This window comes from Solidesulfovibrio sp. DCME (assembly GCF_049995385.1).
In the GTDB taxonomy this organism is placed as follows: Bacteria; Desulfobacterota; Desulfovibrionia; order Desulfovibrionales; family Desulfovibrionaceae; genus Solidesulfovibrio.
Map to the genome: position 1 here is coordinate 3,564,118 of NZ_CP188261.1, position 23,501 is coordinate 3,587,618.

The window sequence follows — 23,501 nt, forward strand, 5'->3', positions numbered from 1 at the left end:
GCCCCAAAGGAGACGCCCTGCCCATGCCCCCCATCGTGGCCATCGTCGGACGCCCCAACGTAGGCAAGTCCACCCTCTTCAACCGCCTGGCCAAACGGCGCAAGGCCATCACCCACGACCGCCCGGGAGTGACCCGGGACCGGCTGGAGGCCACGGCGGAACTCGACGGCCGCGTCGTCACCCTGGTCGACACCGGCGGCATGGATTTCGACGCGCCCGAGGGCCTCGACCGCCAGATCGTGGTCCAGGCCGAGATCGCGTTGACCATGGCCGACGTGGTCCTTTTTCTCGTGGACGGCAAGGCCGGCCGCACGGCCCTCGACGACGAGATGGCCGAGCGGCTGCGCCGGGTGGGCAAGCCGGTCATCGTCGCCGTCAACAAGGTCGACGGCGAGGAGCGCATCGCGTCCCTGACCGGCGATTTCCATTCCTGGGGCCTGCCCCTGATGCCGATTTCCGCCGCCCACGGCCACGGCATGGGCGACCTGGCCGAGGCGCTGGCCGCCGCCCTGCCCGAGAAGCAGGATGCCCCCGAGGCCGAGCACCTGGAGTCCGGCCTGCGCCTGGCCGTGCTCGGGCGGCCCAACGCCGGAAAATCCTCCCTGGTCAACGCCCTTCTCGGCGAGGACCGGGTCATCGTCAGCGAGGTGGCCGGTACCACCCGCGATTCGGTGGACACGGAACTCAAGCGCGGCGGCAAGCGCTACGTCTTCGTAGACACGGCCGGCGTGAGAAAGCGCACCCGCATCACCGACGACCTGGAGCGCGACAGCGTGGGCAAGGCCCTGTCCAGCGCCAAGCGGGCCAACGTGGCCGTGGTGGTCATCGACGCCACGGGCGGGGTGGGCGTCCAGGACAAGCGGCTGATTTCCTACCTGGACAAGGAACGCACGCCGTTTCTGATCGCGGTCAACAAGATCGACCTGATCGCCCAGAAGGACATGATCGCCCTGCGCAAGGACATCGCCGAGGAGCTGCGCATGTGTTCCCACGTGCCGGTGCTCTACATCGCGGCGGCCAAGGGCAAGGGCGTGGCCAAGATCCTGCCCATGGCCGAGGCCCTCTGGAAGGAGTGCCAGATCCGGGTGGGCACCGGGGCGCTCAACCGGGCCATGCGCGAGGTGCTGGACAAGCACCAGCCGCCCCTGGTCAACGGCCGCCGGGCCAAGTTCTACTACCTGACCCAGGCCAGCGAAGCCCCGCCGACCTTCGTCTTTTTCGTCAGCGACACTGAGCGCGTGCGCGATTCCTACGCGAAATACCTGGAAAACGCCCTGCGCAAGCTTTTCGGCATCACCATGGCCCCGGTCAAGGTGGTCTGCCGCGGCAGCCACAAGCCCAGGGAATAGCCGGAGGGGCGTTCGCCCCTTCGGCAGTCGCCGGCTTGACCCGCCAAGCCAGCTCCCGACTCTCCGACGCCTTTTATCCCTGACCGATCTCGTATAGACTTGTTTGACCGACAGCGCGCAGGTGTCGGCGGGGGTGACGGCATGGCCAGAATCGAAGGCATTCGCATTCAAAATTTCAGGGCACTCAAGAATATTTCCTTAGGTAAATTATGGAGCCAGCAACAAGCCGAGCCTCTCTCGCCTATGACGGCCGTCATCGGCAAAAATGGTGTGGGCAAAAGCACGCTTTTCGATGCATTTGGCTTCCTTGCTGATTGCCTCAAGCTGGGTGTTGAGGAGGCATGCGATGCTCGGGGGCGGGGCGGATATGACAAGATTCGTTCCCAGGGAGCAATATCCCCTGTAACTTTTGAGATTTATTACAAAGAAGACGGCAACGCCCGCCCTATCACCTATGAACTCGCCATCGATCTGGACGACTCTGGACGTCCATTTGTTCTAAAAGAACGACTCCGCCAAAGAAGAAAAAATCAAAAGTTTGGAAGACCATTTTCATTCCTTGTGCTTGGGAACGGGAAAGGTGCAGTTTGGAAAGGTGACGCTACAGGACAACAGATCGACGAAGAACACGGAGACGTCGACATCGATTCTTTTTTAGGAGCTTTGCTTAACAGCAAAGAACAAGAAGAAAGCAAAGAAACAGAATTTGTCGAACTTGAAGACAAAAGAAAGCTCGGCATTGCGACACTCGGCTCACTCAAACAGCATCCACGCATATCATCATTCAGAAGGTTCATCGAAGGATGGTACCTCAGTTATTTTACACCCGATGCCGCCAGAGATCTGCCTCTAGCTGGCCCGCAAAAGCATCTCAATATCCATGGAGACAACTTGGCCAATGTCGTACAATTCATGGAGAGAGAACATAGCAAAAGATTTCAAGCTATCCTGAATAGAATTTCTGAAAAAATTCCTGGAATAAAAAAGATCGATACCGAACGTACTCCTGACGGCCGCCTTCTTTTGCGCTTCAACGACACCGGCTTCGACAAGCCCTTTTACGCCCAGCAAATGTCCGACGGCACGCTCAAGGTCTTCGCCTACCTGCTGCTGCTGGAAGACCCCACGCCACCACCCTTTCTGTGCATCGAGGAGCCGGAAAACGGCCTCTACCACAAACTCCTCGAAACCCTGGCCCACGAATTCCGCAGGCACGCAACCGGGCTCAAGGGCGGCTCCCAGGTCTTCGTGACCACCCACCAGCCCTACTTCGTGGACGCCCTCTCCCCCGAGGAGGTCTGGATACTGGAAAAAGGAGCCGACGGCTTCTCCACCATCCGCCGGGCCAGCGACGATCCGCTCGTGGCCAATCTCGTGCAGGAAGGCCTGCCGCTCGGCAGCCTCTGGTACAGCGACTACCTGGACGCGAGATAGGCCATGCATTTCGAAGTCCTCGTGGAAGACCTCTCCGGCCAAAAAGCCCTGGAAATTCTCCTCCCGCGCGTCATCGGCTCGGAACACACCTATAGGACCCATGCATACAAAGGGCTTGGTTCACTCCAAAGAAACCTTCAAGCGCATTCGGACCCCACTACCAAACAGCTTCTCGCCAACCTCCCCGCCATTCTCCGGGCGCATGGCAAGGCCTATGCCGCATCACCCCGTCACTATCCGGTCATCGTCGTGTGCGACCTCGACGACAAATGCCCTAGGGCCTTCCGCCGGGAGCTTCTGGCCATTCTCGATGTTTGCGATCCGAAACCCCACGCCGTCTTTTGCCTCGCCGTCGAGGAAGGGGAAGCCTGGCTCCTCGGCGACCTCGCCGCCGTAAAAACCGCCTATCCCAAGGCCAAAAACGCCGTGCTCGACAGTTACGCCAACGACGCCGTTTGCGGCACCTGGGAACTGCTCGCGGACGCCCTGTACCCCGGCGGGGCGAAGGCACTGAAGAAAAAAGGATCTGGCGTGGCAGGGGAACAAAAACGCCAATGGGCCGAGGCGATCACGCCGCACATGGATATCGAGCACAACAACTCGCCGAGCTTTCGCTACTTCCGCGACAAGCTGCGGCAATTGCTCGCCGGCGCCTGACGGCGAAGCGCCGGGAGTGCCTCGGGCGGCTAGCGGCAGTCGATGCCGGCGTCGCAGAACTTGCCCACGCCGTATTCGCGGCGGCGCAGGAACTTCTCCGGGTCCGGGCCGATGATCTGCAGTTCCGGCTGGCGCGACTGCATGGACAGCGCGATGCGCATCTCCTTGGTGCAGCCCGTGGAAAAGGTGGCGTCCTTGCCCGCCCAGACCGGCGGCACGGCCCGACCCAGCAGCCCGAAACTCTTCTCGATGTCGAAATGCGTCTGGAAGCGCCACACGTCGATCAGGCCGCTGCGCTGCACCTTCTCCCACATGAACATCAAATCGTCGGCGTCCATGCCTTCCTCGAAGTGCTCGGCCGGATTGATGATGGAGGTCCCGGGCAGCATCTGGCGCAAATGGGCCACGAACGCCGTGACCAGCTCGATAGCCGTCTGGGTCTGGCCGGGGATGGAGCCGATGATGGCGCTGTAGAACATCACCGACTTGCCGGCGGCCTTGGCCGCGCGCATGCCGCTTATGATCTCGTCGGCCTTGGCCTTGATGTCCGCCTCGGTAAACGACCGGGCCCCGGCCGCCCGGGGCTTGAAGTCCAAGGTCAGCCCCCCGGCGCCGTCGCCGAAAAAGGAGGCCACCTCGCGGGTGAACTGGTGGCTGGTCTCGATGAGCCGGCGGTGGGTCAGCGCCCCCCGGGCCAGGATCAGGTCCGCCTCCTTCCAGGCTCGGGAAAAGGTGACGGACACCCGGTAGAGGTTGAGCCGCTCGCGCGTGCCGTCGGAGATGACCGTCAGGGGGTTTTCCCGCATGGCCTGGAGCAAGGCGTTTTTGGTCACGCGCGGGTCGGTCAGGAAATAGGCCCCGGCCAGGGCCGCGTCCAGGATGGGGTCGCTGTCGGCGTCCCAGATGGTCGGCGCGTCGTAGTAAAACCCGTCCTTGACGGCCACGATCACCCGGTGGCCCAGGCGCAGCAGCACGCGCACGGCCAGCAGGTCGAAGAGCATGCTGCCGGCCGCATCCGGCAAAAAAAGGATCTTGAGGCCGCCATGGCCCCGCCGGGGGTCGAGGGCCTCCTCGAGCCGGGAAAAGGCTGTCGGAAAGGCGGCCAGGGACCGCTCCAGGCCGTCGTTTCCCGGCACCGGCGAATGCCCGTCCCAGATGCCCGGCATGGAGCCCAAAAGCAGCAGCCGCTTGAGTTCGAGCATGTCCAGGGCGAAGCGCAGTTCCGGGATGGCCCGGCAGCCCGGCAGTTCGCTGGGGCAGGCATAGAGCATGGTGCGGAAGGCCTCGCCCTGGATGAAGGCGAAGGCCCGGCGGTTAGAAAGCCGCTTGCGCTCCCGGTGGGGGTCGTCGAGGCCGGACTGGGTGAGGAAGATCGTGCACAGCCGCTTGGCCAGGCGCGAGGGGATCAGGGTGGGCTTGACCAGGGCCTGCCGGTACTTGAAGTCGCACAGGGTGCGGATCTTCACGGCCGTGTACGGGTCGGACACGTAGTCGTCGATGAGTCGGCCGATGCGGGCCAGGCGCGCGTCGTATTCGGCCACCACCAGCGGATCGGCCCGCTCGCGCATCAGATGGGAAAACATGGCGTCCGAGCACGGCACGTAGATTTCCTCGGGCGCAAGCGACACCATGAACCGGAGCTGTTCGGGCGAAGCGTTTTTTTCCGGGGCGATGGAATGGTCCAGGTTGTTCTCGGTCATGAAATGCAACAACCTGGCGTCGGCCACGGGGTCGGCGCCGTAGCGCGGCGCCTGCCCGGCGGGCGGCGCGGCCTGGAGGGAGGGCTCGCTCATGGCCGGTTGATGAAGCCCTTGAGCCGCAGCCGGCCGAAGTAGCTGTCCCCGGCCCGGGTGGCCAGGCGCAGGCAGCGCGGGGACTTGGTCACCACCACCTCGTCGTTGTCGTCGAGGGGAAAGAGCTCCTGGCCGTCGCAGGTCAGGTACATGTTGGTCTCGGGCGCCGACAGGGCCAGGCGCACCGGCGAGTCGGCCGGCACGACCACGGGCTTGAAGTCGCTTAAAAACGGGCAGATGGGCACCACGCACAGCACGTCGAGGCCCGGGTAGATCAGCGGCCCTCCGGCCGAAACGCAGTAGGCCGTGGACCCCGTGGGCGTGGAGATGACCACGCCGTCGGCCCGCAGGGTGCAGACGTCGACGTCGCCGAGGGTCACGTCGAAGGCGGCCAGCCGGGCCATGGCCCCGCGGCTGATGACCGCGTCGTTGAGGGCGGTGGTGCGGTAGGCCGTCTGGCAGGCCCGGATCACGGCCACGTCGATCATGATGCGCCGGGCCTCGGTGAAGCCGTTTTGCAGGATGTCGGCCAGCACCTCCTGCCAGTCGTCGAGGCCGGCCGAGGTCATAAACCCCACCCGGCCGAGGTTGATGCCGAGCACCGGCACGCCCTCGGCCACGGCCTGCCGGGCGGCGGACAGCATGGTGCCGTCGCCGCCGAGGATCAGCGCCAACTGGGGCGGCGTGGCCAGCACGGCGCCGGCCGGCAGCACGGCGTTTCGGGCCTCGGGCAGGTTTTCGCGCAAAAGGACCGTCAGGCCGCGCGCGGCCAGCCAATCGGCCACGGTCCAGGCCATGGCCCTGGCCTTGGCGTGGTCGGCCTTGTAGATGACGAGGATGGTGCGTATCGTAGCTTGCATGGGACGTCCCTTTGGGGGTGTATCCCGTTGCTGTCCGGGAAAGAAGGGGCTTATACGGCAAAGCCCGGCCCGGCACAAGAAAGACACCGTGCCCGGCCCGTCCGGTGGCCTGGATTTTTTTCGGCGGCCGGCCTAAAGGAATTTGGCGCGCGGCCGATAAGCAGTGTGAGAAGGAGTTATACGCCTTGACCGCCATCCCCTACCAGGTCCGCGCCATGCTGCGCACCTACGGACGGCAGGTGACCACGGCCAGGCGTTTGGCGCGCTACCGCCGGTCGCTTGCGGCCGCCGGAGCCGAGGACGAGGTCCGGATCTCCCGGGAGGCCAAGCGCCGGGAACTGGTCGGGCGCGTGGCGGCGGAGATCGTCGAGAACTGCATCGTGACCGGCTCGGACTCGCCCGTGGTGGAAGAGATCAAGGCTGAACTGGAAGAGGAACTGGGCTATCCGTTGGTGTTCGCCTATCCGCCCGAGGAACAGGAAATGCAAATTTTCCGGGTGGATGATCCGCAAAGCCCCCGGCAGTTGACCGGGGAGGCCAAGACGGCGGTCTTTGAGCGCCTATGGGAACTGGCCCTGGAAAAAGTCGATGCAACCATGCTCTAATCTTCGGTCCCCCCGCTGCCGATACGTACTGCAAGGGTCAAACGCGGGAGGGGGGTAGCCATGGACATCAAAACGGTTCTCGGAATCAACCAGGGGTACGGCCAAAGCCGCGTGGGACGCGGCGAATCGGGCCAGACGTCCTCGGTTTCCCGTTCGCGCGGCGCCGAAGCCGAAGGCACCTCGGGCTCGGACAAGGTCACCCTGTCCGGCGACGCCCGGCTCGTCTCCCTGGCCGCCACCACGGCCAAGGATGCCTCGGATACGCGCTCGGAACGCGTGGCCGAACTCAAGGCCCAGGTCGAGGCCGGCACCTACCAGCCCGACTCCAAAAAGATCGCCGAAAAAATGCTGACCATGGAGTCCGAGCTGTTCGGCTAGGCCGGGCGGGAGTGACAAGAAATCACAACAGACCGCCACACGCCCGGCAGGCCGGAAACCCCGGCCGGCCCGGACGGGCGGCAGATGGTCAAGGACATGACGGTGTGCATCCGCGCGGCGCGTCGCGGACAGGGTGACGCGCCAAGGCGCCTTCCGGGTTCCCTGCGGACCGGAAGGCGCTTACTTTTTGCGGCCGGTCATGCCCGGCGTGTAATGGGCCGGGTAGCGTGAGTCGGTCTGGGGGATCTGCAGGCCGATGCGGGCCTCGTTGTTGATCACGATGGGGCCGCTCAAGTTGAGGGTGGTGCGCTCGGGCAGGCCCTGGGGAATGGTCACGGTGACCAGGATGGTGGCCTGCTCCCGCGTCTCGATCTCCAAAAGCCGGCGGTCGGCCTCGCCGATGACCACCTCGTACTCGGTCATGAAGCTGTAGGGATCGGTCACGAGCAGCCCCAGCTTGGGGTCGTCGAGGCTTTGCAGCACCAGAAACGGCGATTCCTCGCGCAACTGGATGAGCGTGAACTCGCGATGCCCGCCAAAGCCGATGATGCCCCGGGGAAAGCGCAGCACGCTTGCCTCGGGCAAGGCCATGGGCCCCAGCCGGGTTTCCACTATTCGTTCGTCTTTTTTGGCCATAACTTCGCCGCCGCCAGGACATCGGAATCCGTGGCACAAAGCGCCTGACGATTCTGCTCGAGCACCTTCAGATACACCTCTTCGCGATAGACCTGCATGTCGTCGGGCACTTCCAGGCCGATCTTGATCTGCTTGCCTTGGACGCCAAGGACCGTGATCTTGATGTGATCGCCGAGGTGCAGGCTCTCGCCCGGCCTTCGGGTCAAAATGAGCATGAGCGCCCGTGCCCCCACTTTCGGTTGCGGGCAAGAAAACGCCGTTTTCGCGCCCTGTTATGCCGTCCTCTACGCGGCGGGCCCGCCCTTTGTCAACGGGGCCGGCCGCCAGGCGGCTAAATATAGCTGACCAGGGACAGGTTCATGACCATGCTCGAGGATTTGAGCACGGCCTGGTAGGCCAGTTCCTGCTCCGAAAGCTTGGTGATCAGCGTGGTCAGGTCGGCGTCCTCCACGTTGCTTAAGGTCGTGGTGGCGTTTTCCCCCAAGGTCGTGACCATGGTTTCGGCGGAACTCACCCGGTTTTCCTTGGCGCCAACCGACGCCGCGGCCACGAGCACCGTGTTCTGCGAGGTCGTCAGGTCGTCCAGGCAATCCTGGATGCCGCTCTGGTTGTTGGTTTCCAGGTAGCCCACCAGCTTGCCCACGGTTTCGAGCAGGTTGCCGGACACGCTGCCGTCGAAGGTGGCCGCCTGGTTGACGGTGGCCGTATCCCCGGTGGTCGCGTCGGTCACCTGGGCCTGGTACACGCCGCCGAAGATGTCCTTGCCCACGCCGTTGACCACCACGGCATCGGTGGGGGAAATGGCGATGGAGATGTCGGCCGTGCTGGGCTGGATGAAGAACTGGTCACCGTCGGCCGGGGCGGTGGTGGTGTCGAGGGTCAGGATGCCCCCGGGCACGGCCAGGGGCACGGTGGTGCCCACGGCGCCCGAGGTGTTGCCCGTCACCCAGGAGGCGCCGCCGTCGGTGCTGTAGGAATAGGTGTAGGGGCTGCCCGAGGTGTCGTCGAGGCGCACCTGGACGTTGCCGGCAAAGGTGCCCTCGGCCGTGGCCGTCACGGAATTGTTGGCGCTGGTCACGGTGATGTCGTCGTTGTTGTTGCCCTGGTAGTAGGCCGTGGGCCGCACCCACAGCCAGGTGCCGTCGCTGTCGTCGTGGTCGGCGCTGGCGGTGACCGTTGCCAGGGCGGTGTTGGACACGGTCACGGACACCCCGCCCATTTGCAGGGTCTGGGTGTCGGCCGAGGGAGCCGGCGAGGCATAGGAGCCGGACTGCCAGGTCGCGCCGCCGTCGGTGGTGTAGGTGAAGGCCGGCTGGGCGGAGCTCGACCCGTCCTCGGTGAACTGGACCAGGATCGTCGCGTCGCTGTCCCCGTCCACGGTGTAGCCCGGGGCCGGGAAGGCTTCCAGGGCCGTGTCGAAGTCGGTGTCGTTGCTGGTCAGCCCCAGGCCCATGGCATAGGCCTCGGTGTCGGCCTTCTGGCCGGCGAACAGGGACTGGCCGTCGTAGGTGACGTTGGCCATGGAAATGAGCTGCTCGAAGTACTGGCGCACGGCCGAGGCGATCTCGCCCCGGTTTTCCTCGGTGACGGTGCCGGTGGCCGCCTGCTCGGCGTAGCTCTTGATGGTGGTGACCACGGTGCTGACCGAGGACAGGGTGCTGTCGGCCTGGGTCAGCCAGCCCTGGGCCGTGTCGATGTTGCGCTTGTACTGGGTCAGTTGGCTGATGTCCGTGCGGGTGCCCAGGACCTGGACCGCCCCGTTGGGGTCGTCGGAGGGCGCGTTGATGCGTTTCTGGGTGGAGGCATGGTTGTTGGTATCCATGAGCTTGGCCAGGCTGGCGTTGTTTTGCCTTATGACCGAGCCGTACAGGCTTTGCTGGGTGACGCGGGTGATCATGGGCCAAAACCTCCGGCGCTAATTCTTCAGCCCGAGGACCGTCTCGAACATGGAGTTGGCCGTGCTGATGAGCTTGGCCGCCGCCTGGTAGGCGTGCTGGAACTTGATGAGGTTGGTCAGTTCCTCGTCGAGGCTCACGGCGGAGGCGGACAGCTTCTGCTCCTTGGCCTGGTCGGCCAGGGAGGATTGGTAGGTGGACTGGTAGGAGGCGGCGGCGGTGTCCGCGCCGACCTGGCCGACCAGGGAGTCGTAGAATTCGCCGAGCGTCTGGGAGACCGTGGCCTTGCCGGTGAGGGAAAAGTCCACGTCCTTGTTTTGCAGGGCGGTGATGGCCGTGGCCGTGGTGTTGTCGCCCGAGGCGGCCAGGCCGTCGGCGCCGACATGGCCGACGCAGACCCGGTTGACGTCGTTGGTCACGGTGCTGTTAAGGGCCACGTCCGAGGCCGTGGACCCGGTGAAAAGCGTGTTGACGCCCAGGGCGGCCAGCACGCCGGTGGTGTCCTCACCGAACTGGAAGGTGTAGCTGCCGGTGCCGGTGATGGACAGCTGGTTGTTGACCACCGAGGCGCTCAGGTAGGTCGGGTCGAAGGCGCTGTTGATGGCCGCGGCCAGGCCGTTTAAGGAGCCGTCGGCCGTGTCCGCCGGGTCGAAGGCCACCGAGGCCTTGACCGGGTTGCCGCTGCCGTCCTTGGCCAGGTTGCCGTCGGTGTCGTAGACGTAGAGGGAAAAGGCGCCGGATTGCAGCCGGTCGAAAAAGGCCAGGCCCGAGGAGTTGCTGGCCAGGGCGGCGCCGGCGTCGGCCACGGAATAGGTGCCGAGCACCGAGGAAAAGTTCGTCAGGCCCGCGCCCTGGGAATGGAGGCGGTTGACCTCCCAGACCATGGAGCCGACCATGGCGTCCAGGGACTCCTTGTATTCGCCGATACCGTTGTCGCGCAGCAGGAAAGCGCCGGTCAGGGCCCCGCCCGTCAGGCGCCTGGGGTTGTCGGTGCCGTCGGCGTACTGCTGGGGGGTGACGTTTTCCGGCGTGCCGGCGGTGGAGTACCAATAAAGGCCCTTTTTGGGCACCAGGCCGAAGGTGTCGCCGGCACTCAGGTCGCTTGGCGTGGCGCTGGAATCCGAGACCGTGCCGAACCAGATGTCGAGGCTGCCCACCTTGACCTTGCCGGTTTCGGTGTCCGCGGCGAAAATCTGGGTATTGCCGTCGTCGTCGGTCAGCCAGGTCTTGCCGCCGTCCACCGAGGCCTTGAAGGTGGCGCCGGCCCCGGCCGTGCCGCCGGTGACGACCTGGATGGTGTATTCCTTGGCGTCCGCCCCCTCGAAGTAGCATTGGGCGTCGGAACCCGCGGCCAGGGAGGCGGCGCTCAGGGTCCGCACGGTATGGCCCTGCTCGAAGGCGAACTTGAAGGGCACGATGCCATCCACGATGGTCTGACCGGACTGGGTGTAGACGGTGAAGTCGCCCCGGCCGTTGTCCACCACGTTGACGTCGCAAAGCGAGGCCATCTGCTCGACCTTGGCGTCGCGCTGGTCGTAGAGGCTGTTGGGGATGCTCGTCCCGTCGATTTGCAGTTGGTTGATCTGGCGGTTGATGTCGGCCACGTCGGTGGCCAGCTGGTTGAGCGTGTCCACGTTGGCGGCAATGGACGTATTGACCTGGCTCTCCTGCTGGTCCAGGGAGTCGGCGATGGAGCGGTACAGGCCAAGCAGCGTCTGGGAGTCGTCGAGCATGGTCTGGCGCGTGGCGGCCGCGTCGGTGCTGCTGGTGAGGTCGCCCCAGTCGGCGAAGAACTTGGACAGGGCGGCGTTGGCCCCGTCGGTGTTGGATTCGTTAAAAAGGCTCTGGACCGAGGACAGGCCCGTATAGAGGGCCTTCCAGCGGTCGCGGCTGGACAGCTGGGACACGTACTGGGCCTCGGCGAAGGCGTCGTGGGCCCGCACCACTTCCTGGGCCACCACGCCGGAGCCGAGCTGGCCGGGCTTGGTGGTGACGTAGCCGCCGTCGGTGAGGACGACCGTCTGCTTGCTGTAGCCCTCGGTGTCGGCGTTGGCGACGTTGTTGCCCGTGACCTGGAGGGCCGCCTGGTTGGCGAGCAGGCCCGATCGGCCGATGGAGAGGATGGTGTTGAGGCTCGACATCACAGCCTCCCGCTCAGAAGCCTCGGGCCGGCCTGGCCGACGGCCATGCGCCCCTTGGCGCCGTAGACGTCCTTTTTGGGCGCAAGCAGGCCGCGCAGGTTGTCCAGGCCGTTTCTGGCCATGTCGTAGAGCCCCAGGGCCATGGCGTAGGTGCGGCCGGCCTGCTTGGCGCAGGCCTGCTCGGCGGCGTCGATGGCGGCGTGCAGGCTTCTGGCCCGGGCGGCCGCTTCGGGCGGGAAGCGGTCGATGATGTCGAAAAGCCGCTTGGCGGACGGGTCGAAGGCGGCGTAGAGGGCATGCAGGCCGAGGCGCTCGGCGGCCAGCTGGCGCAGCAATTCCTGGATGGAAAATTCGAGGGAGGCCACGGCCTCGGGGTCGCGGGCGGTGAGCGCGGCAAATTCTTCCGCCTGGAGCGCGCGCATCAGCTCCACGGCCCGCATCTGGCGATCAAGGTTGGAAAGCATGCGCGCGATCATGACCGTCCTCCGTTACCAAAACATCCCGACATGTTACACTGCCCCATCCAGCAGCCCCGAGGCGGCCAGGAGCGTTTTCGGATCCACCGTCTCCCCGTCCCGGCGCAGTTCGAAGTGCAGATGCGGCCCGGTGGAGCGCCCGGTACTGCCCACCTCTGCAATTTTTTCGCCAGCCGCGACCACGTCGCCGGCCTTGACCGAAGCGGTGCGCAAATGGCCGTACACGCTCTTCCAGCCGCCGGCGTGGGTGACTTCCACCACGTTGCCGTAGCCGCCCTTGGTGCCGGCGTAGGTCACGGTGCCGTCCCAGCAGGCGGCCACCGGGTCCCCGGCCGGGGCGGCGATGTCCATGCCGGCATGCCAGGCCTTCTTGCCGTTGATGGGGTCGTCGCGCCAGCCGTAGTCCGAGGTGATGTCGCCGGACACGGGCGCGGCCAGGGGCAGGCCGGCCTGGAGCGCGGCCGCGGCGTCCGAGCCCGCCTGCGGCGTGTGGGCGGCGGCCAGGCCCGACACCCCGGGCCGGGCCAGGGCGGCGGCCACGGCCGGGGAGAAATGCTGGGCCTCGATGCCCCGCGGCGCGGCCGGGGCGGACTGGCCGGACACCGGCACGCGCTCGGTGCCCAGGCCAAAGGCGCCGTGGGCCGCCGTCGGCCGGTTGGCCGGCAGGGTGTCGCCGGGCTGCACCTTGGCCGCGGCGTCCTTGCTGAGCACCTGGCCCCGCAGCTGGCGGTACATCATGTCGGCCAGGCCGATGCCGCCGTCGGCGGCCATCTTGTCGGACATGGCCTTGTCGAACATCGAATAATACTGGTCCTCGTAGTGGCCGTGCAGCATCCCGTCTTTGGGCACCGTGGCCCGCATCTCCTTGAACAGCTGGGAAATGAAGACCGACTCGAAGCCCTGGCAGGCTTCCCGCAGCTTGGCTTCCTTGGTCTTGCCCGGGGCCACGGACTGGCGCACGGCGTCCAGGCGCAGCTTTTGCGCCACATCCGCCTGCAGGTTGGCCGTTGCGGCCAGGTCGGTGAGGCCCTCGGGAAGGCTCATGGCTAGTTGACCTCCAGGTCGGCCTGCAGGGCCCCGGACGATTCCAGGGTGCGCAGGATGCTGATGAGGTCGCGCGGGGTGGCGCCCAGGGCGTTTAAGCCCTCCACCAGCTCCTGGAGCGTGGCGCCTTCGATCATCTTGAGCTTGCGGTTCTCCTCGTTGATCCCGATGTTGGTCTCGGGCGTGACCACGGTGCGGCCACCGGAGAAGGGCAAGGGCTGGGACACGTTGGCCGATTCCTGGACCTGGATCTGGAGGTTGCCGTGGGTGACGGCCACGGGCGTGATCTGCACGTTCTGGCCGAGCACCACCGTGCCGGTCTTTTCGTCCACCACCACCCGGGCCCGGTGGTCCGGGGTGACCTCGATGTTCTCGATGGAGGCCAAAAGCGGCACGAGGTTGCCCTGGTTTTCCGGCGGCACGGCCAGGCGCACCGTGCCGGCGTCCACGGCCGAGGCCATGGCCGCGCCCATGGTTTCGTTGACGCGCTTGGCCACGCGGGTGGCCGTGGAAAAATCCGGGGTGCGCAACGACAGGGTGACGTCGGATTGCTCGTTGAAGGAAAAGGCCACCGCGCGCTCGACGTTGGCCCCGCCGGGCAGCATGCCCACGGTGGTGATGTTTTTCGACACCGACGCCCCGGCCCCCTGGGCCGACACGCCGCCGACCAGCACCGAACCCTGGGCGATGGCGTAGATGTTGCCGTCCACGCCCTTGAGGGGCGTGACCAGGAGCACGCCGCCCAAAAGGCTCGTGGAGTCGCCGATGGAGGACACGGTCACGTCCAGGCGGCCGCCGGGCTTGGCCGAGACGGGCATTTGCGCCGTGACCATGACCGCGGCCACGTTTTTGGGCTTGAGCGTCGCCTTGTCCACGCGCACGCCCATCTTGTCGAGCATGTTGAAGATGGACTGGACCGTGAAGTCCGAGCCGCGCTGGTCGCCCGTGCCCGAAAGCCCGACCACCAGGCCGTAGCCCACCAGCTGGTTGTTGCGCATGCCCGAGACGTGGGCGATGTCCTTGATGCGCGCGCCGTGGGCCGACCGGGCGGCCAGTACGGCCACGGCCAGGGCCAGGGCCAGCCCCGTCAGGACCATGACGGTCCTGGGGATGGCCAGGGCGGCGGCCCGGGGCCTGCGGGCTTGGCGAGCTGTGATGGGGTGCATGTCCCTACGCTCCCGTAATAGTCGTTAGAACGGCCAGACGTTGTCGAGGAGCCTGGTCAGCCAGCCACTCTTCTGGCGGTCGGCCAGGTCGCCCTCGCCGTAGTATTCGATCTGGCAGTCGGCCAGCATGGTCGAGGGCACGGTGTTGTTCGGGCTCACGTCGATGGGCCGCACCAGGCCCTTGACCACGATGATCTGGTTCTCGTTGTTGACCCGGGTCTGGCGCGCCCCTTCGATCTGCATGACGCCGCCGGGCAGGATGTTGACGATGCGGCAGCCGATGGAGGCCGTGACCGTGGATTCGCGCTTGGTCTCGCCCTTGCTCTGGAACTTCTGGTTGGTGGTGGCCCCGACCATGTTGTCCGCGCCGACCAGGCCCTTCATGCCGAAGGTCGGCCCGCCGAGCTGGCCCGAAAGGTTGCCGGCGAATTCCTTGTTGCCGAAGTAGTTGGACACGCCGAGCTGGTTGCTGGCCGTGCGGTCGTTTTTGGTCTCGGCCTTGAGGTCGGACTTGGAGGTGTCGATGATGTTGACGGTCAGGATGTCGCCGATGCGCCGGGCGCGGGTATCATCGAACAGGAAGGTGGGCTGGTTCTGGCTGAAGACCGAGCCGGGGTTTTCGGCCGGGGGCGGAGCCTTGGCCACGCTGGGCGTGACCTGCGGCATGGGCACGGCCTGCTTGGAGGCCGGGGCGCAGGCGGCCAGGGCGCCCAGGGCCACGATCAGGGGGTACATGCGTATGGTTTTCATGTCGACTCCGTCCTTGTTGCCGTTTGACGCGGGCGTCCCTGCCGGCGCCGGGCCGCCCTAGCGGACGACCACCGTGCTCTTGTCCCGGACCACCGCCGTGATCTCGCGGTTGCCCTTGGGGTTTTTGACCGTGATCTTGCCGCCGGGCGCGCCGTCGGTAAGCGCCTCGCCCAAAAGCGTCAGCTTGACCGCCCTGCCCTCGTAGACGACCTTGACCTGGTCGCCGCGCAGCACCAGGGGCAGCGGCTCCATCTCGTCGGCCATGATGACCTGGCCGCCGCCCACGCCCCGCCTGGCCCGCCACTGGCCGTCGCCCGGGTCGAACACCCGGCCCTTGATCGAGGCCATGTTGCGGCGTTCCCATAGGTAGGCGATCTGTTCCACGGCGGCTCCGTCCCTGGGCAGGATGGGTTTTATGGCCACGGGCACGCGGGCGAAGTGTTCGACCACGGCCTCCGCCGGGACCTGTTGCAATATCTTTGCCTTGGGGCCGGCCACCACGAACCGGAAGGGCGTCTTGCCGGCCACGACGTCCTGTACCTCAATGGTTACGCCGGTTGCCTGGTCGTCGACGAAAATATGGTCCGGGACGTTGACGGTCACGAGCCTGGCCTCGCCGGACAGCGCCGCCACCTTGGGCGTCAAGACTTCGACGGCCATGGCCCGCAGTTCCTCGTGGCCCATGACCCGGCCGCCGCGCGACAGGGTGAGCTGGTTGGGCAGGGCGAATTCCACGGGCGCGTCGCGCAGGTAGTAGCGCAGGCCCTCCAGGACCTTGCCCGCCGGGATGACGGCCAGCTTGCCCACGGTTTCCGGGGAATACCACAGGGGCGTGGCCCCGAGCGCGGCCCAGGCGTCGGGCGGGAATTCGCCTTGGGGCTCGGCGATTTCCGACAAAAGCACCCGCTCCCCGGCGGCGCAGGCCGCCTCCTTGACGGAAAGCCGCCACAGGGCCGCCCGGGCGGGCAGGGAAAAGGCCAGCAGGGCCAGGCAGGCCGCCGCCATCCACCAGATCCGGCGCATGTTCATGACATCCTCCGCGTGGGCCTGACGGCCCGTGTCGCGCCCTCGAAAAAAAAGATGCTTGCCCAGGCGCAACACATGAGAATACTTATTTTTCTTAAAAAACACTCTCGTATCTTTCAAAGGCCGTCACACTAACGCTTCACGTTGACGGCGGTCTGCAGCAAGGCGTCGGCCGTGGTGATGGCCTTGGAGTTGGCCTCGTAGGCGCGCTGGCCGACGATGAGGCCGACCATTTCGTCCACGAGTTCGACGTTGGACATTTCCAGGTAGCCCTGGGCCAGGGTGCCGGCGTTCTGGTTGCCGGGGGTGACTTCCGTGGCCGCGCCCGAGGCTTGGCTGGTGGAATAGAGGTTGCGCCCTTCGGCGGTCATGCCGGCGGGGTTGATGAAGGTGTAAAGCGGGATGTCGGTGGAGGCCAGCTCGGCGCTGTCCTGGTCGAGGCAGGACAGGTGGCCGTTTTCCGTGATGGTGATGGTCTTGGTGTCGGTGGGCACGGAAAAGGTCGGCTGGAGGGGGTAGCCGCCGGCCGTGACGATGGTGCCGTCCTGGTTGAGCTTGAACGAGCCGGCCCTTGTGTAGAGCTCGCGGCCGTTGACGTCGACCTTGAAGAACCCTTCGCCCTGGATGGCGATATCGAGCTGGTTGCCGGTATTTTGCAGGTCGCCCTGGGTGAAGAACTTGTGCACCGTCGTGGGCTTGACGCCCAGGCCCACCTGCAGGCCGGTGGGCAGGCGGTTGCCGCCCACGGTCTCGGTGCCGGCCACCTGCAGGGTCTGGTACATGAGGTCTTCGAACTCGGCCCGGCTTTTCTTGAAGCCCACCGTGTTCACGTTGGCCAGGTTGTTGGACATGGTGTCTATTTGCATCTGCATGGCCACCATGCCGGTGGTGGCCGTCCAAAGGGATCGCATCATGGCGTCATTCCTCCCGTTATCCCGTTACGACTTGTCCGTGCCCATGCGGATGACCTTGGTGTCGAGCTCGCTTGAGCTGCTCATGACCTTCTGGTAGGCCTCGTAGGTGCGCTGGGTCTCGATCATGTTGATCATTTCCTCCACCACCTCGACATTGGGCTTTTCCAGGTAGCCCTGGGCCACCTCGGTGCGGCCGGCCTGGGCGACGCCTTCCTGGATGGTCGTTCCGGTCTGGGGCATGTAGAGGTTGGAACCGAATTTCTGCAGGGCCTCGGGGTTTTGCACCGTGACGACGTCGAGCTGGCCCACCTGGGCACTGTCGACGTAGATCATGCCCGCGCTGTCCACGGTGACGGTCTTGCCCTCGGGGATCTGGATGGGTCCGCCGTTGCCGAGCACCGGATAGTCCTGGTCGGTGACGAGCATGCCGTCGGCATTGCGGTGGAAGGCGCCGTTTCGGGTGTAGTAGGAGCCCCCGGGCGCGGCCACCTTGAAAAAGCCCTGGCCCTGGAGGGCCAGGTCCAGGGGGTTGCCCGTGGCCTGGAGCGCCCCCTGGCTGAAATCGATCTTCTGCTCGGCCAGGCGGGGTTTGGCGATGAGTTCGGCCCGGGGCAGGAGTTCCTTTTCCCGGAGGTCGCCGCGCGGGTCGACATGGTAGTCGTGGGCGTAGCGGAAAAAGACGTCCTCGAAGGACACCCGGTCGCGCTTGTAGCCCGTGGTATTGACGTTCGCCAAATTATTGGCGGACAGGTTGAGGCGCATTTCCGTGGACAGGGCCCCGAAAACCGCGCTGTACATGCTCATTTCCATGGCAGGCGGCCCTCCTGGCCCGGGGCTTTGCAACATGCGGGCCAGGCTCTGCCGGCGCGTTGCGGCCAGGGAGGGACCGGCCGGCGGGGAGCCGTCGCTTTTTTGCGACCGGGCCGGACGGACGGCTTGACAAATACGGGGAGGATGATATTTCCTTCCATTCGAGCGGGCGTAGCTCAGCTGGTAGAGTACAAGCTTCCCAAGCTTGGTGTCGCGAGTTCGATCCTCGTCGCCCGCTCCAAACCTGAGTCTCCCAACCGAACGGTTGTCGTGACGAGGTGGGCCTGACGATCGGTCCACTTTTTTTTTGCTGACAAAGGACGCCATGCAGCGAACAAGCGCCGTGCCGGAAAAAATCCGGGAGCTGATCTCCCCTTCCCTCGCCGCCATGGGCCTTTGCCTGTGGGGGGTGGAAATGGCCGCGTCGGGCCACCGCCAGCTCGTGCGCCTCTACCTCGATTTGGCCCCGCAGGTGCCGCGCACGCCCGAGCGCCAGGGCGTGACCATCGACGAATGCGCCAAGGTCAGCCGGCACCTCGGCGCCCTGCTGGACATGGAGGACCTTTTTTCCGGGCCCTACGTCCTGGAGGTGTCCTCGCCGGGCTTTTCCCGCCGCTTTTTCGCCGCCGGCCAGTTGCCGCCCTACGTCGGCCGAGAAATCGAGGTCAAGCTCGCCGTGCCCCGCGACGGGCGCAAGCGCTTCCGGGGCATCCTGGAGGCGGTTGCCGGCGAAACGCTGACCATGACCGTGGACCCCGGGCCCAAAGCGTTCCCCCTGGCCTGCACCTTCGACGAGGCGGACAAGGTCCGCCTGATCCACGCCTTTGACGCCACCGCGCTTGGGGACGGCGACGACCCGTCGTCCGCCGCCCCGGAGGAAACCCCATGACGGAACTGAAGAAAGCCATCGATCAGATCAGCAAGGACCGGGGCATCGACCGCGACCTGCTGGTCGACACCCTGGAGGAAGCCGTCCGTTCGTCGGTGATCCGCAAATACGGCGAGAACCTCGACGTGGAGGTCAGCTACAACGACGAGCAGGGGGAAATCGAGGTCTATCAGTTCAAGGTCGTGGTGGAAGACGACGACGTGGCCGACCCGGCGGCGGAGATCTGCCTGTCCGACGCCCGGGCCATCGACCCCAACGTGGTGCTCGAAGACGAGATGGGCTTCAAGCTCACCGTGGAGAACCTCGGCCGCATCGCCGCCCAGTCGGCCAAGCAGGTGATCATCCAGCGCATGCGCGACGCCGAGCAGGAAATCATCTACGAGGAATACAAGGACCGCAAGGGCGAGATCATTTCCGGCATCATCCAGCGCCGCGACCGCACCGGCTGGATCATCAACCTCGGCCGCACCGAGGCGCTGTTGCCCAAGGAAGAGCAGATCCCCCGCGAGCGCTACAAGCGCGGCGACCGGGTGCAAGCCTACATCATCGAGGTCCTGCCTTCCGGCCGCGGCCCCCAGATCATCGTCTCGCGCACCCACGGCGACTACATGAAGGCCCTTTTCGCCCGCGAGGTGCCGGAAGTGTCCGACGGCACGGTCAAGATCGTGGCCGTGGCCCGCGACCCCGGCTCCCGGGCCAAGGTGGCGGTCATCTCCAAGGACCGCGACGTCGACCCCGTGGGCGCCTGCGTCGGCATCCGGGGCTCGCGCATCCAGAACATCGTGCAGGAACTGCGCGGCGAGCGCATCGACATCGTGGTCTGGAACCCGGAAATCGCCACCTACGCCGCCAACGCCCTGTCCCCGGCCCGGGTCACCCGCATCTCCGTGGACGAGGACGAAAAGGCCCTGGAAGTGGTGGTCTCCGACGACCAGCTCAACCTGGCCATCGGCCGCAAGGGCCAAAACGTCAAACTCGCGGCCAAGCTTTTGGGCTGGAAGATCGACATCTTCACCGAATCGCGCTTCCGCGAGGTCAACGCGTCCAAGAAGTTCCTGGAACAGCTGGCCAGCGTGGCCGAGATTCCCGTGGACAACATCCTGGCCGCCGGCTTCGAGTCCATGGAACAGCTGGCCGAGGCGCCCGACGCGGCCATCGATGCCATCGCCGGCATGACCCCGTCCAAGCGCGACGACCTGCGCGCGGCCTTAAAGCTCATGGGCGCCACGGCGGCCAAGCCCGCCGAGGACGACGGCGACGAGGCCCTGGCCGATGACGCCCAGGCCGACGACGCCCAGGCCGACGACGCCCCAGTTGATGACGCCCCGGTTGATGACGCCCAGGTTGATGACGCCCAGGCCGACGGGGACGACACCGGGCCGGCCGAGGACGCCCAGGCACCCCAAACCCCGGAGACGGACGCGCACTGATGCAGCGACGAGACGACGCCATATCCAAACGCCCCGCCTCCCCCACGCGCATGTGCGTGATGTGCCGGGGACGTTTTCCCAAAGAAAACCTGCTGCGGCACGTGCTTGCGCCTGGCGAGCCCGGCGGCTTGCGGCCCGATCCCCGGGCGGCCCTGCCCGGTCGCGGGCACTATCTCTGCGCCAGCCCCGCATGCGCCGAGAAATTTTCGAAATACTCCGTGCGGCCCAGGCTCCGGAGGGGGGGTGAAGGTGAATAAAATCAGAATCAAAGACATCACCAAGGATCTCGGCATCGGCCAAAAGGAGTTGCTCCAGATCCTGCGCGAGCTCGGCATCCAGGTCAAAAGCCAGATGGGCACGCTCTCCGACGAGGAAGCGGCGCAAGTCCGCGCCCGCGTGCGCCAGGGACAGTCCGCCCGCACCCAGATCATCGACACCGAGGTCCAGCCCGGCGTCATCGTCCGCCGGCGCAAGGCCGCCCCCACTCCGCCTCCGGCCCAGCCCGCCCCCCCCGAGCCCGTGGCCGCGGCCCAGCCCGAAACGCCTCCGCCGCCCGCCACGCCGGCGGCACCCGGAGTGCCCGAGGCCCCCGAGATCGGGGACGAGATCGAGGACGAGGCCCACGAGGCCCTGCGCGGCCAAAGCTTCCCCGAGTTCGAGGAAGCCGCGCCCGAGGAGCCGGCCAAGCCCGCCCCGGCCCGGCCCGTGGTCCTGGAGACCGCGAGGGTCGTCCGGCCGGCCACGCCGCAGCGCGAACCGGAACCGGAGCCCGAGCCCAGCCCGGCCGTCGAGCCGGTCGCGGCCGCCGCCGAGGAACCGGCCCCCGAACCCGTGGCCGCGCCCGAAGCCAAGGCCCCGGCGCAGGAGCCCGCCTCGCCCGAGGCCAAGCCCGAAGCCGCGCCCACGCCCGAAGCCACGGAACAGCCGGCCGATGCCGCCGCCGAGGAGGCCGACAAGAATCGGCGCAAGCCCCGTCGGCCCGAACCGGCCGCGCCCAAGGTGCGCATCATTTCCATGCCCGACCCGAAAAAGGAACCGCCCGCGGCCCCGCGCCGCCCCGCCGGCGACGCACCGCGCCCCGGCGGTCCCCGCCCCTCGGGCCCCGGCGCGCCGCGTTTCACCCCGGGCGGCCCCGGCGCCGCTCCCGGCGGTGCCCCCCGGCCGGCCGGCCGGCCCGTGCCCGGCATGCCCCTGCCCGCTGACGACGCCGCCAAAAAGCGCAAGAAAGACCGCCGCGTGGTGGAATTCTCGCCCCAGACCAGCGACGACGACCGCCGCAAGGCCGGCACCAGCGCCGGCAAGCCCGGCGGCAAGAAAAAGGTCGGCGAGGTCCAGGACCGCACCGGCGGCCGCATGGGTGGCAAGTTCAAGCGCAAGAAAAACCGCGACGACTTCCTGCAGACCAAGATCGACGCCGGCGCCCAGACCATGAAGGCGGCCAAGCGCAAGATCCGCATGGAAGAAACCATCCGGGTTTCCGACCTGGCCAAGCAGATGGGCGCCAAGGCCCAGGACCTCATCAAGGTCCTTTTGGGCCTGGGGGCGCTGGTGACCATCAACCAGTCCCTGGACGTGGAGACCGCCACCCTGGCCGCTTCGGAATTCGGCTTCGAGGTCGAGAAGTTCGGCTTCTCCGAGGACGACTACCTCATCGCCTCCGAGGCGGACAAGCCCGAGGACTTAAAGCCCAGGCCCCCGGTGGTCACCATCATGGGCCACGTCGACCACGGCAAGACGTCGCTTCTGGACGCCTTCCGGGCCTCCAACGTGGTTTCCGGCGAGGCCGGCGGCATCACCCAGCACATCGGCGCCTACCACGTGACCACGAGCCGGGGCGACATCGTCTTCCTGGACACCCCGGGCCACGAGGCCTTTACCGCCATGCGCGCCCGCGGCGCCCAGGTCACGGACATCGTGGTCCTGGTCGTGGCCGCCGACGACGGCGTCATGGACCAGACCCGCGAGGCGGTCAACCACTCCCGGGCCGCCGGCGTGCCCATCGTCGTCGCCGTCAACAAGATCGACAAGCCCGACGCCAACCCGGACCGCGTCAAGCGCGAACTGGGCGAACTCGGCCTTGTGCCCGAGGAATGGGGCGGCGAGACCATCTTCGCCAACGTCTCGGCCAAGCAGCGCATCGGCCTCGACGAACTGCTGGAAATGATCCTGCTCCAGGCCGAAGTGCTGCAGCTTAAGGCCAATCCGGACAAGCGCGCCCGGGGCCACATCGTCGAAGCCCGCCTGGACAAGGGCCGGGGCCCGGTGGCCACGGTGCTGATCCAGGAAGGCACGCTGCACCAGGGCGACGCCTTTGTCTGCGGCGTGTTCTCCGGCCGCGTGCGGGCCGTGTTCGACGACCAGGGCAAGAAGATCAAGGAAGCCGGACCGGCCATCCCGGTCGAAGTCCAGGGCTTTGAGGGCGTGCCCGAGGCCGGCGACGAGTTCGTCGGACTCGAGGACGACAAGGTCGCCCGCCGCATCGCCGACGCCCGCGCCATCAAGCAGCGCGAGCGCGAACTGGGCAAGGCCTCCAAGGTCACCCTCGAAACCTTCCTGGCCAGCAAGCCCGAGGCCGAGGCCCAGACGCTCAACCTCGTGCTCAAGGCCGACGTGCAGGGTTCCCTCGAGGCCATCGCCGACGCCCTGCACAAGCTCTCGACCGAAAAGGTCAAGGTCAACATCATCCACGCCGGCGCCGGCGCCATCACCGAATCCGACATCCTGCTGGCCTCGGCCTCCGACGCCATCATCATCGGCTTCAACGTCCGGCCGACCATCAAGGTCAAGGAGATGGCCGAGCGCGAGAGCGTGGACATCCGCTTCTACGACATCATCTACAAGCTCGTCAGCGAGATCAAGGACGCCATGTCCGGCATGCTCGCCCCGGTGATTCGCGAGCAGTACCTGGGCCAGGCCGAGGTGCGCGACACCTTCAGCGTGCCCAAGGTCGGCACGGTGGCCGGCTGCGGCGTGCTGGACGGCAAGCTGACCCGCAACGCCGGCGTGCGCCTGGTGCGCGACGGCGTGGTGGTCTACACCGGCAAGCTGGCCTCGCTGCGGCGCTTCAAGGACGACGTCAAGGAAGTCACCAAGGGCTACGAATGCGGCGTGGGCCTGGAAAACTACAACGACATCAAGGTCGGCGACGTGATCGAGGCCTTCGAGTCGGTGGAAGAAAAGGCCACGCTGTAACGGTTCCCGGGGACGCGGCCTTGGGTCGCGTCCCCGGGTTGGACCAAGAGGCGAGC

The 23,501-nt window shown here is 66.3% G+C and carries 22 protein-coding genes and 1 tRNA gene; 10 read left to right on the forward strand and 13 right to left on the reverse strand.

Going from position 1 to position 23,501, the window contains the following annotated elements; all coding sequences use genetic code 11:
• Nucleotides 1-23: 23 nt before the first annotated feature.
• The 3 genes from der (at nt 24) to ACP59X_RS15785 (ending at nt 3,440) form a co-directional block, all read left to right on the forward strand.
• Nucleotides 24-1,349 carry a ribosome biogenesis GTPase Der gene (der, locus tag ACP59X_RS15775; protein WP_428560100.1) on the forward strand — a complete coding sequence of 442 codons (1,326 nt, stop codon included), beginning with the start codon at nt 24-26 and terminating at the stop codon, nt 1,347-1,349.
• 141 nt (nt 1,350-1,490) lie between these two features.
• On the forward strand, nt 1,491-2,783 hold the full coding sequence (locus ACP59X_RS15780) for an AAA family ATPase (protein ID WP_428560103.1): 1,293 nt from the start codon (nt 1,491-1,493) through the stop codon (nt 2,781-2,783).
• A gap of 3 nt (nt 2,784-2,786) precedes the next feature.
• On the forward strand, nt 2,787-3,440 hold the full coding sequence (locus ACP59X_RS15785) for a hypothetical protein (protein WP_428560105.1): 654 nt from the start codon (nt 2,787-2,789) through the stop codon (nt 3,438-3,440).
• 29 nt (nt 3,441-3,469) lie between these two features.
• Here the strand turns inward: ACP59X_RS15785 and ACP59X_RS15790 are convergent, their stop codons facing one another.
• The gene (locus tag ACP59X_RS15790; protein ID WP_428560107.1) at nt 3,470-5,233 is read right to left on the reverse strand and encodes an ARMT1-like domain-containing protein; all 1,764 of its coding nucleotides are present in this window, start codon (nt 5,231-5,233) and stop codon (nt 3,470-3,472) included.
• Nucleotides 5,230-6,093 carry an NAD(+)/NADH kinase gene (locus tag ACP59X_RS15795; RefSeq protein WP_428560109.1) on the reverse strand — a complete coding sequence of 288 codons (864 nt, stop codon included), beginning with the start codon at nt 6,091-6,093 and terminating at the stop codon, nt 5,230-5,232. Before ACP59X_RS15795 ends, ACP59X_RS15790 begins: the two co-directional genes overlap by 4 nt.
• 185 nt (nt 6,094-6,278) lie before the next feature.
• Between ACP59X_RS15795 and ACP59X_RS15800 the strand changes: the two genes are divergently transcribed.
• Entirely contained in the window at nt 6,279-6,698 is a 420-nt protein-coding gene (locus tag ACP59X_RS15800; RefSeq protein ID WP_428560111.1) for a DVU0524 family FlgM-associated protein, read from the forward strand.
• A gap of 60 nt (nt 6,699-6,758) precedes the next feature.
• Nucleotides 6,759-7,076, forward strand: coding sequence for a flagellar biosynthesis anti-sigma factor FlgM (gene flgM, locus ACP59X_RS15805; RefSeq protein ID WP_428560113.1), 318 nt, complete (start codon nt 6,759-6,761; stop codon nt 7,074-7,076).
• 180 nt (nt 7,077-7,256) lie between these two features.
• On the opposite strand, the gene fliW is transcribed toward flgM, so the two are convergent.
• The 11 genes from fliW to flgF form a co-directional block, all read right to left on the reverse strand.
• A complete protein-coding gene (gene fliW, locus ACP59X_RS15810; RefSeq protein WP_428560115.1) occupies nt 7,257-7,712 on the reverse strand; it encodes a flagellar assembly protein FliW in 456 nt (151 codons plus the stop codon).
• A complete protein-coding gene (gene csrA / locus ACP59X_RS15815; RefSeq protein WP_323429112.1) occupies nt 7,688-7,927 on the reverse strand; it encodes a carbon storage regulator CsrA in 240 nt (79 codons plus the stop codon). Before csrA ends, fliW begins: the two co-directional genes overlap by 25 nt.
• Nucleotides 7,928-8,043: 116 nt before the next feature.
• A complete protein-coding gene (gene flgL / locus ACP59X_RS15820; RefSeq protein WP_428560119.1) occupies nt 8,044-9,609 on the reverse strand; it encodes a flagellar hook-associated protein FlgL in 1,566 nt (521 codons plus the stop codon).
• 18 nt (nt 9,610-9,627) lie between these two features.
• The gene (gene flgK / locus ACP59X_RS15825) at nt 9,628-11,748 is read right to left on the reverse strand and encodes a flagellar hook-associated protein FlgK (RefSeq protein ID WP_428560121.1); all 2,121 of its coding nucleotides are present in this window, start codon (nt 11,746-11,748) and stop codon (nt 9,628-9,630) included.
• The gene (gene flgN, locus ACP59X_RS15830) at nt 11,748-12,224 is read right to left on the reverse strand and encodes a flagellar export chaperone FlgN (protein WP_428560124.1); all 477 of its coding nucleotides are present in this window, start codon (nt 12,222-12,224) and stop codon (nt 11,748-11,750) included. Before flgN ends, flgK begins: the two co-directional genes overlap by 1 nt.
• A 33-nt stretch (nt 12,225-12,257) precedes the next feature.
• Nucleotides 12,258-13,268, reverse strand: a complete 1,011-nt coding sequence (locus tag ACP59X_RS15835; protein ID WP_428560127.1) for a peptidoglycan DD-metalloendopeptidase family protein — start codon at nt 13,266-13,268, stop codon at nt 12,258-12,260.
• Between the two features lie 2 nt (nt 13,269-13,270).
• Nucleotides 13,271-14,434 (reverse strand): flagellar basal body P-ring protein FlgI, encoded by a 1,164-nt coding sequence (locus ACP59X_RS15840; RefSeq protein ID WP_428560130.1) that lies wholly within the window; start codon nt 14,432-14,434, stop codon nt 13,271-13,273.
• Nucleotides 14,435-14,458: 24 nt separating this feature from the next.
• Entirely contained in the window at nt 14,459-15,184 is a 726-nt protein-coding gene (locus ACP59X_RS15845) for a flagellar basal body L-ring protein FlgH (RefSeq protein ID WP_428560132.1), read from the reverse strand.
• A gap of 57 nt (nt 15,185-15,241) precedes the next feature.
• Complete coding sequence (gene flgA, locus ACP59X_RS15850; RefSeq protein WP_428560134.1) at nt 15,242-16,213, reverse strand: flagellar basal body P-ring formation chaperone FlgA; 972 nt, start codon at nt 16,211-16,213, stop codon at nt 15,242-15,244.
• 128 nt (nt 16,214-16,341) lie between these two features.
• Nucleotides 16,342-17,124 carry a flagellar basal-body rod protein FlgG gene (flgG, locus tag ACP59X_RS15855; protein WP_428560136.1) on the reverse strand — a complete coding sequence of 261 codons (783 nt, stop codon included), beginning with the start codon at nt 17,122-17,124 and terminating at the stop codon, nt 16,342-16,344.
• A 24-nt stretch (nt 17,125-17,148) separates the two neighbouring features.
• Nucleotides 17,149-17,934 (reverse strand): flagellar basal-body rod protein FlgF, encoded by a 786-nt coding sequence (flgF, locus tag ACP59X_RS15860; protein ID WP_428560138.1) that lies wholly within the window; start codon nt 17,932-17,934, stop codon nt 17,149-17,151.
• A 165-nt stretch (nt 17,935-18,099) separates the two neighbouring features.
• Here flgF and ACP59X_RS15865 point away from each other — a divergent pair.
• The 5 genes from ACP59X_RS15865 to infB all read left to right on the forward strand — a co-directional run bounded on the left by ACP59X_RS15865 (nt 18,100) and on the right by infB (nt 23,445).
• Nucleotides 18,100-18,175 (forward strand) — tRNA-Gly (locus ACP59X_RS15865).
• Nucleotides 18,176-18,244: 69 nt separating this feature from the next.
• A complete protein-coding gene (locus ACP59X_RS15870; protein ID WP_428569927.1) occupies nt 18,245-18,823 on the forward strand; it encodes a ribosome maturation factor RimP in 579 nt (192 codons plus the stop codon).
• Nucleotides 18,820-20,253 carry a transcription termination factor NusA gene (gene nusA, locus ACP59X_RS15875; protein WP_428560140.1) on the forward strand — a complete coding sequence of 478 codons (1,434 nt, stop codon included), beginning with the start codon at nt 18,820-18,822 and terminating at the stop codon, nt 20,251-20,253. Before ACP59X_RS15870 ends, nusA begins: the two co-directional genes overlap by 4 nt.
• Nucleotides 20,254-20,312: 59 nt before the next feature.
• Entirely contained in the window at nt 20,313-20,510 is a 198-nt protein-coding gene (locus ACP59X_RS15880) for a DUF448 domain-containing protein (RefSeq protein ID WP_428569930.1), read from the forward strand.
• Nucleotides 20,497-23,445, forward strand: coding sequence for a translation initiation factor IF-2 (infB, locus tag ACP59X_RS15885; protein ID WP_428560142.1), 2,949 nt, complete (start codon nt 20,497-20,499; stop codon nt 23,443-23,445). The genes ACP59X_RS15880 and infB overlap by 14 nt, the downstream gene beginning before the upstream one ends.
• Nucleotides 23,446-23,501 lie beyond the last annotated feature (56 nt).

Excerpts from the sequence above, each read along its gene's own strand:
- der (WP_428560100.1), top strand. The coding sequence starts at position 24 with ATGCCCCCCATCGTGGCCATCGTCGGACGCCCCAACGTAGGCAAGTCC.
- ACP59X_RS15780 (WP_428560103.1), top strand. The coding sequence starts at position 1,491 with ATGGCCAGAATCGAAGGCATTCGCATTCAAAATTTCAGGGCACTCAAG.
- ACP59X_RS15785 (WP_428560105.1), top strand. The coding sequence starts at position 2,787 with ATGCATTTCGAAGTCCTCGTGGAAGACCTCTCCGGCCAAAAAGCCCTG.
- ACP59X_RS15790 (WP_428560107.1), bottom strand. The coding sequence starts at position 5,233 with ATGAGCGAGCCCTCCCTCCAGGCCGCGCCGCCCGCCGGGCAGGCGCCG.
- ACP59X_RS15795 (WP_428560109.1), bottom strand. The coding sequence starts at position 6,093 with ATGCAAGCTACGATACGCACCATCCTCGTCATCTACAAGGCCGACCAC.
- flgM (WP_428560113.1), top strand. The coding sequence starts at position 6,759 with ATGGACATCAAAACGGTTCTCGGAATCAACCAGGGGTACGGCCAAAGC.
- fliW (WP_428560115.1), bottom strand. The coding sequence starts at position 7,712 with ATGGCCAAAAAAGACGAACGAATAGTGGAAACCCGGCTGGGGCCCATG.
- csrA (WP_323429112.1), bottom strand. The coding sequence starts at position 7,927 with ATGCTCATTTTGACCCGAAGGCCGGGCGAGAGCCTGCACCTCGGCGAT.
- flgL (WP_428560119.1), bottom strand. The coding sequence starts at position 9,609 with ATGATCACCCGCGTCACCCAGCAAAGCCTGTACGGCTCGGTCATAAGG.
- flgK (WP_428560121.1), bottom strand. The coding sequence starts at position 11,748 with ATGTCGAGCCTCAACACCATCCTCTCCATCGGCCGATCGGGCCTGCTC.
- flgN (WP_428560124.1), bottom strand. The coding sequence starts at position 12,224 with ATGATCGCGCGCATGCTTTCCAACCTTGATCGCCAGATGCGGGCCGTG.
- ACP59X_RS15835 (WP_428560127.1), bottom strand. The coding sequence starts at position 13,268 with ATGAGCCTTCCCGAGGGCCTCACCGACCTGGCCGCAACGGCCAACCTG.
- ACP59X_RS15840 (WP_428560130.1), bottom strand. The coding sequence starts at position 14,434 with ATGCACCCCATCACAGCTCGCCAAGCCCGCAGGCCCCGGGCCGCCGCC.
- ACP59X_RS15845 (WP_428560132.1), bottom strand. The coding sequence starts at position 15,184 with ATGAAAACCATACGCATGTACCCCCTGATCGTGGCCCTGGGCGCCCTG.
- flgA (WP_428560134.1), bottom strand. The coding sequence starts at position 16,213 with ATGAACATGCGCCGGATCTGGTGGATGGCGGCGGCCTGCCTGGCCCTG.
- flgG (WP_428560136.1), bottom strand. The coding sequence starts at position 17,124 with ATGATGCGATCCCTTTGGACGGCCACCACCGGCATGGTGGCCATGCAG.
- flgF (WP_428560138.1), bottom strand. The coding sequence starts at position 17,934 with ATGGAAATGAGCATGTACAGCGCGGTTTTCGGGGCCCTGTCCACGGAA.
- nusA (WP_428560140.1), top strand. The coding sequence starts at position 18,820 with ATGACGGAACTGAAGAAAGCCATCGATCAGATCAGCAAGGACCGGGGC.
- ACP59X_RS15880 (WP_428569930.1), top strand. The coding sequence starts at position 20,313 with ATGTGCCGGGGACGTTTTCCCAAAGAAAACCTGCTGCGGCACGTGCTT.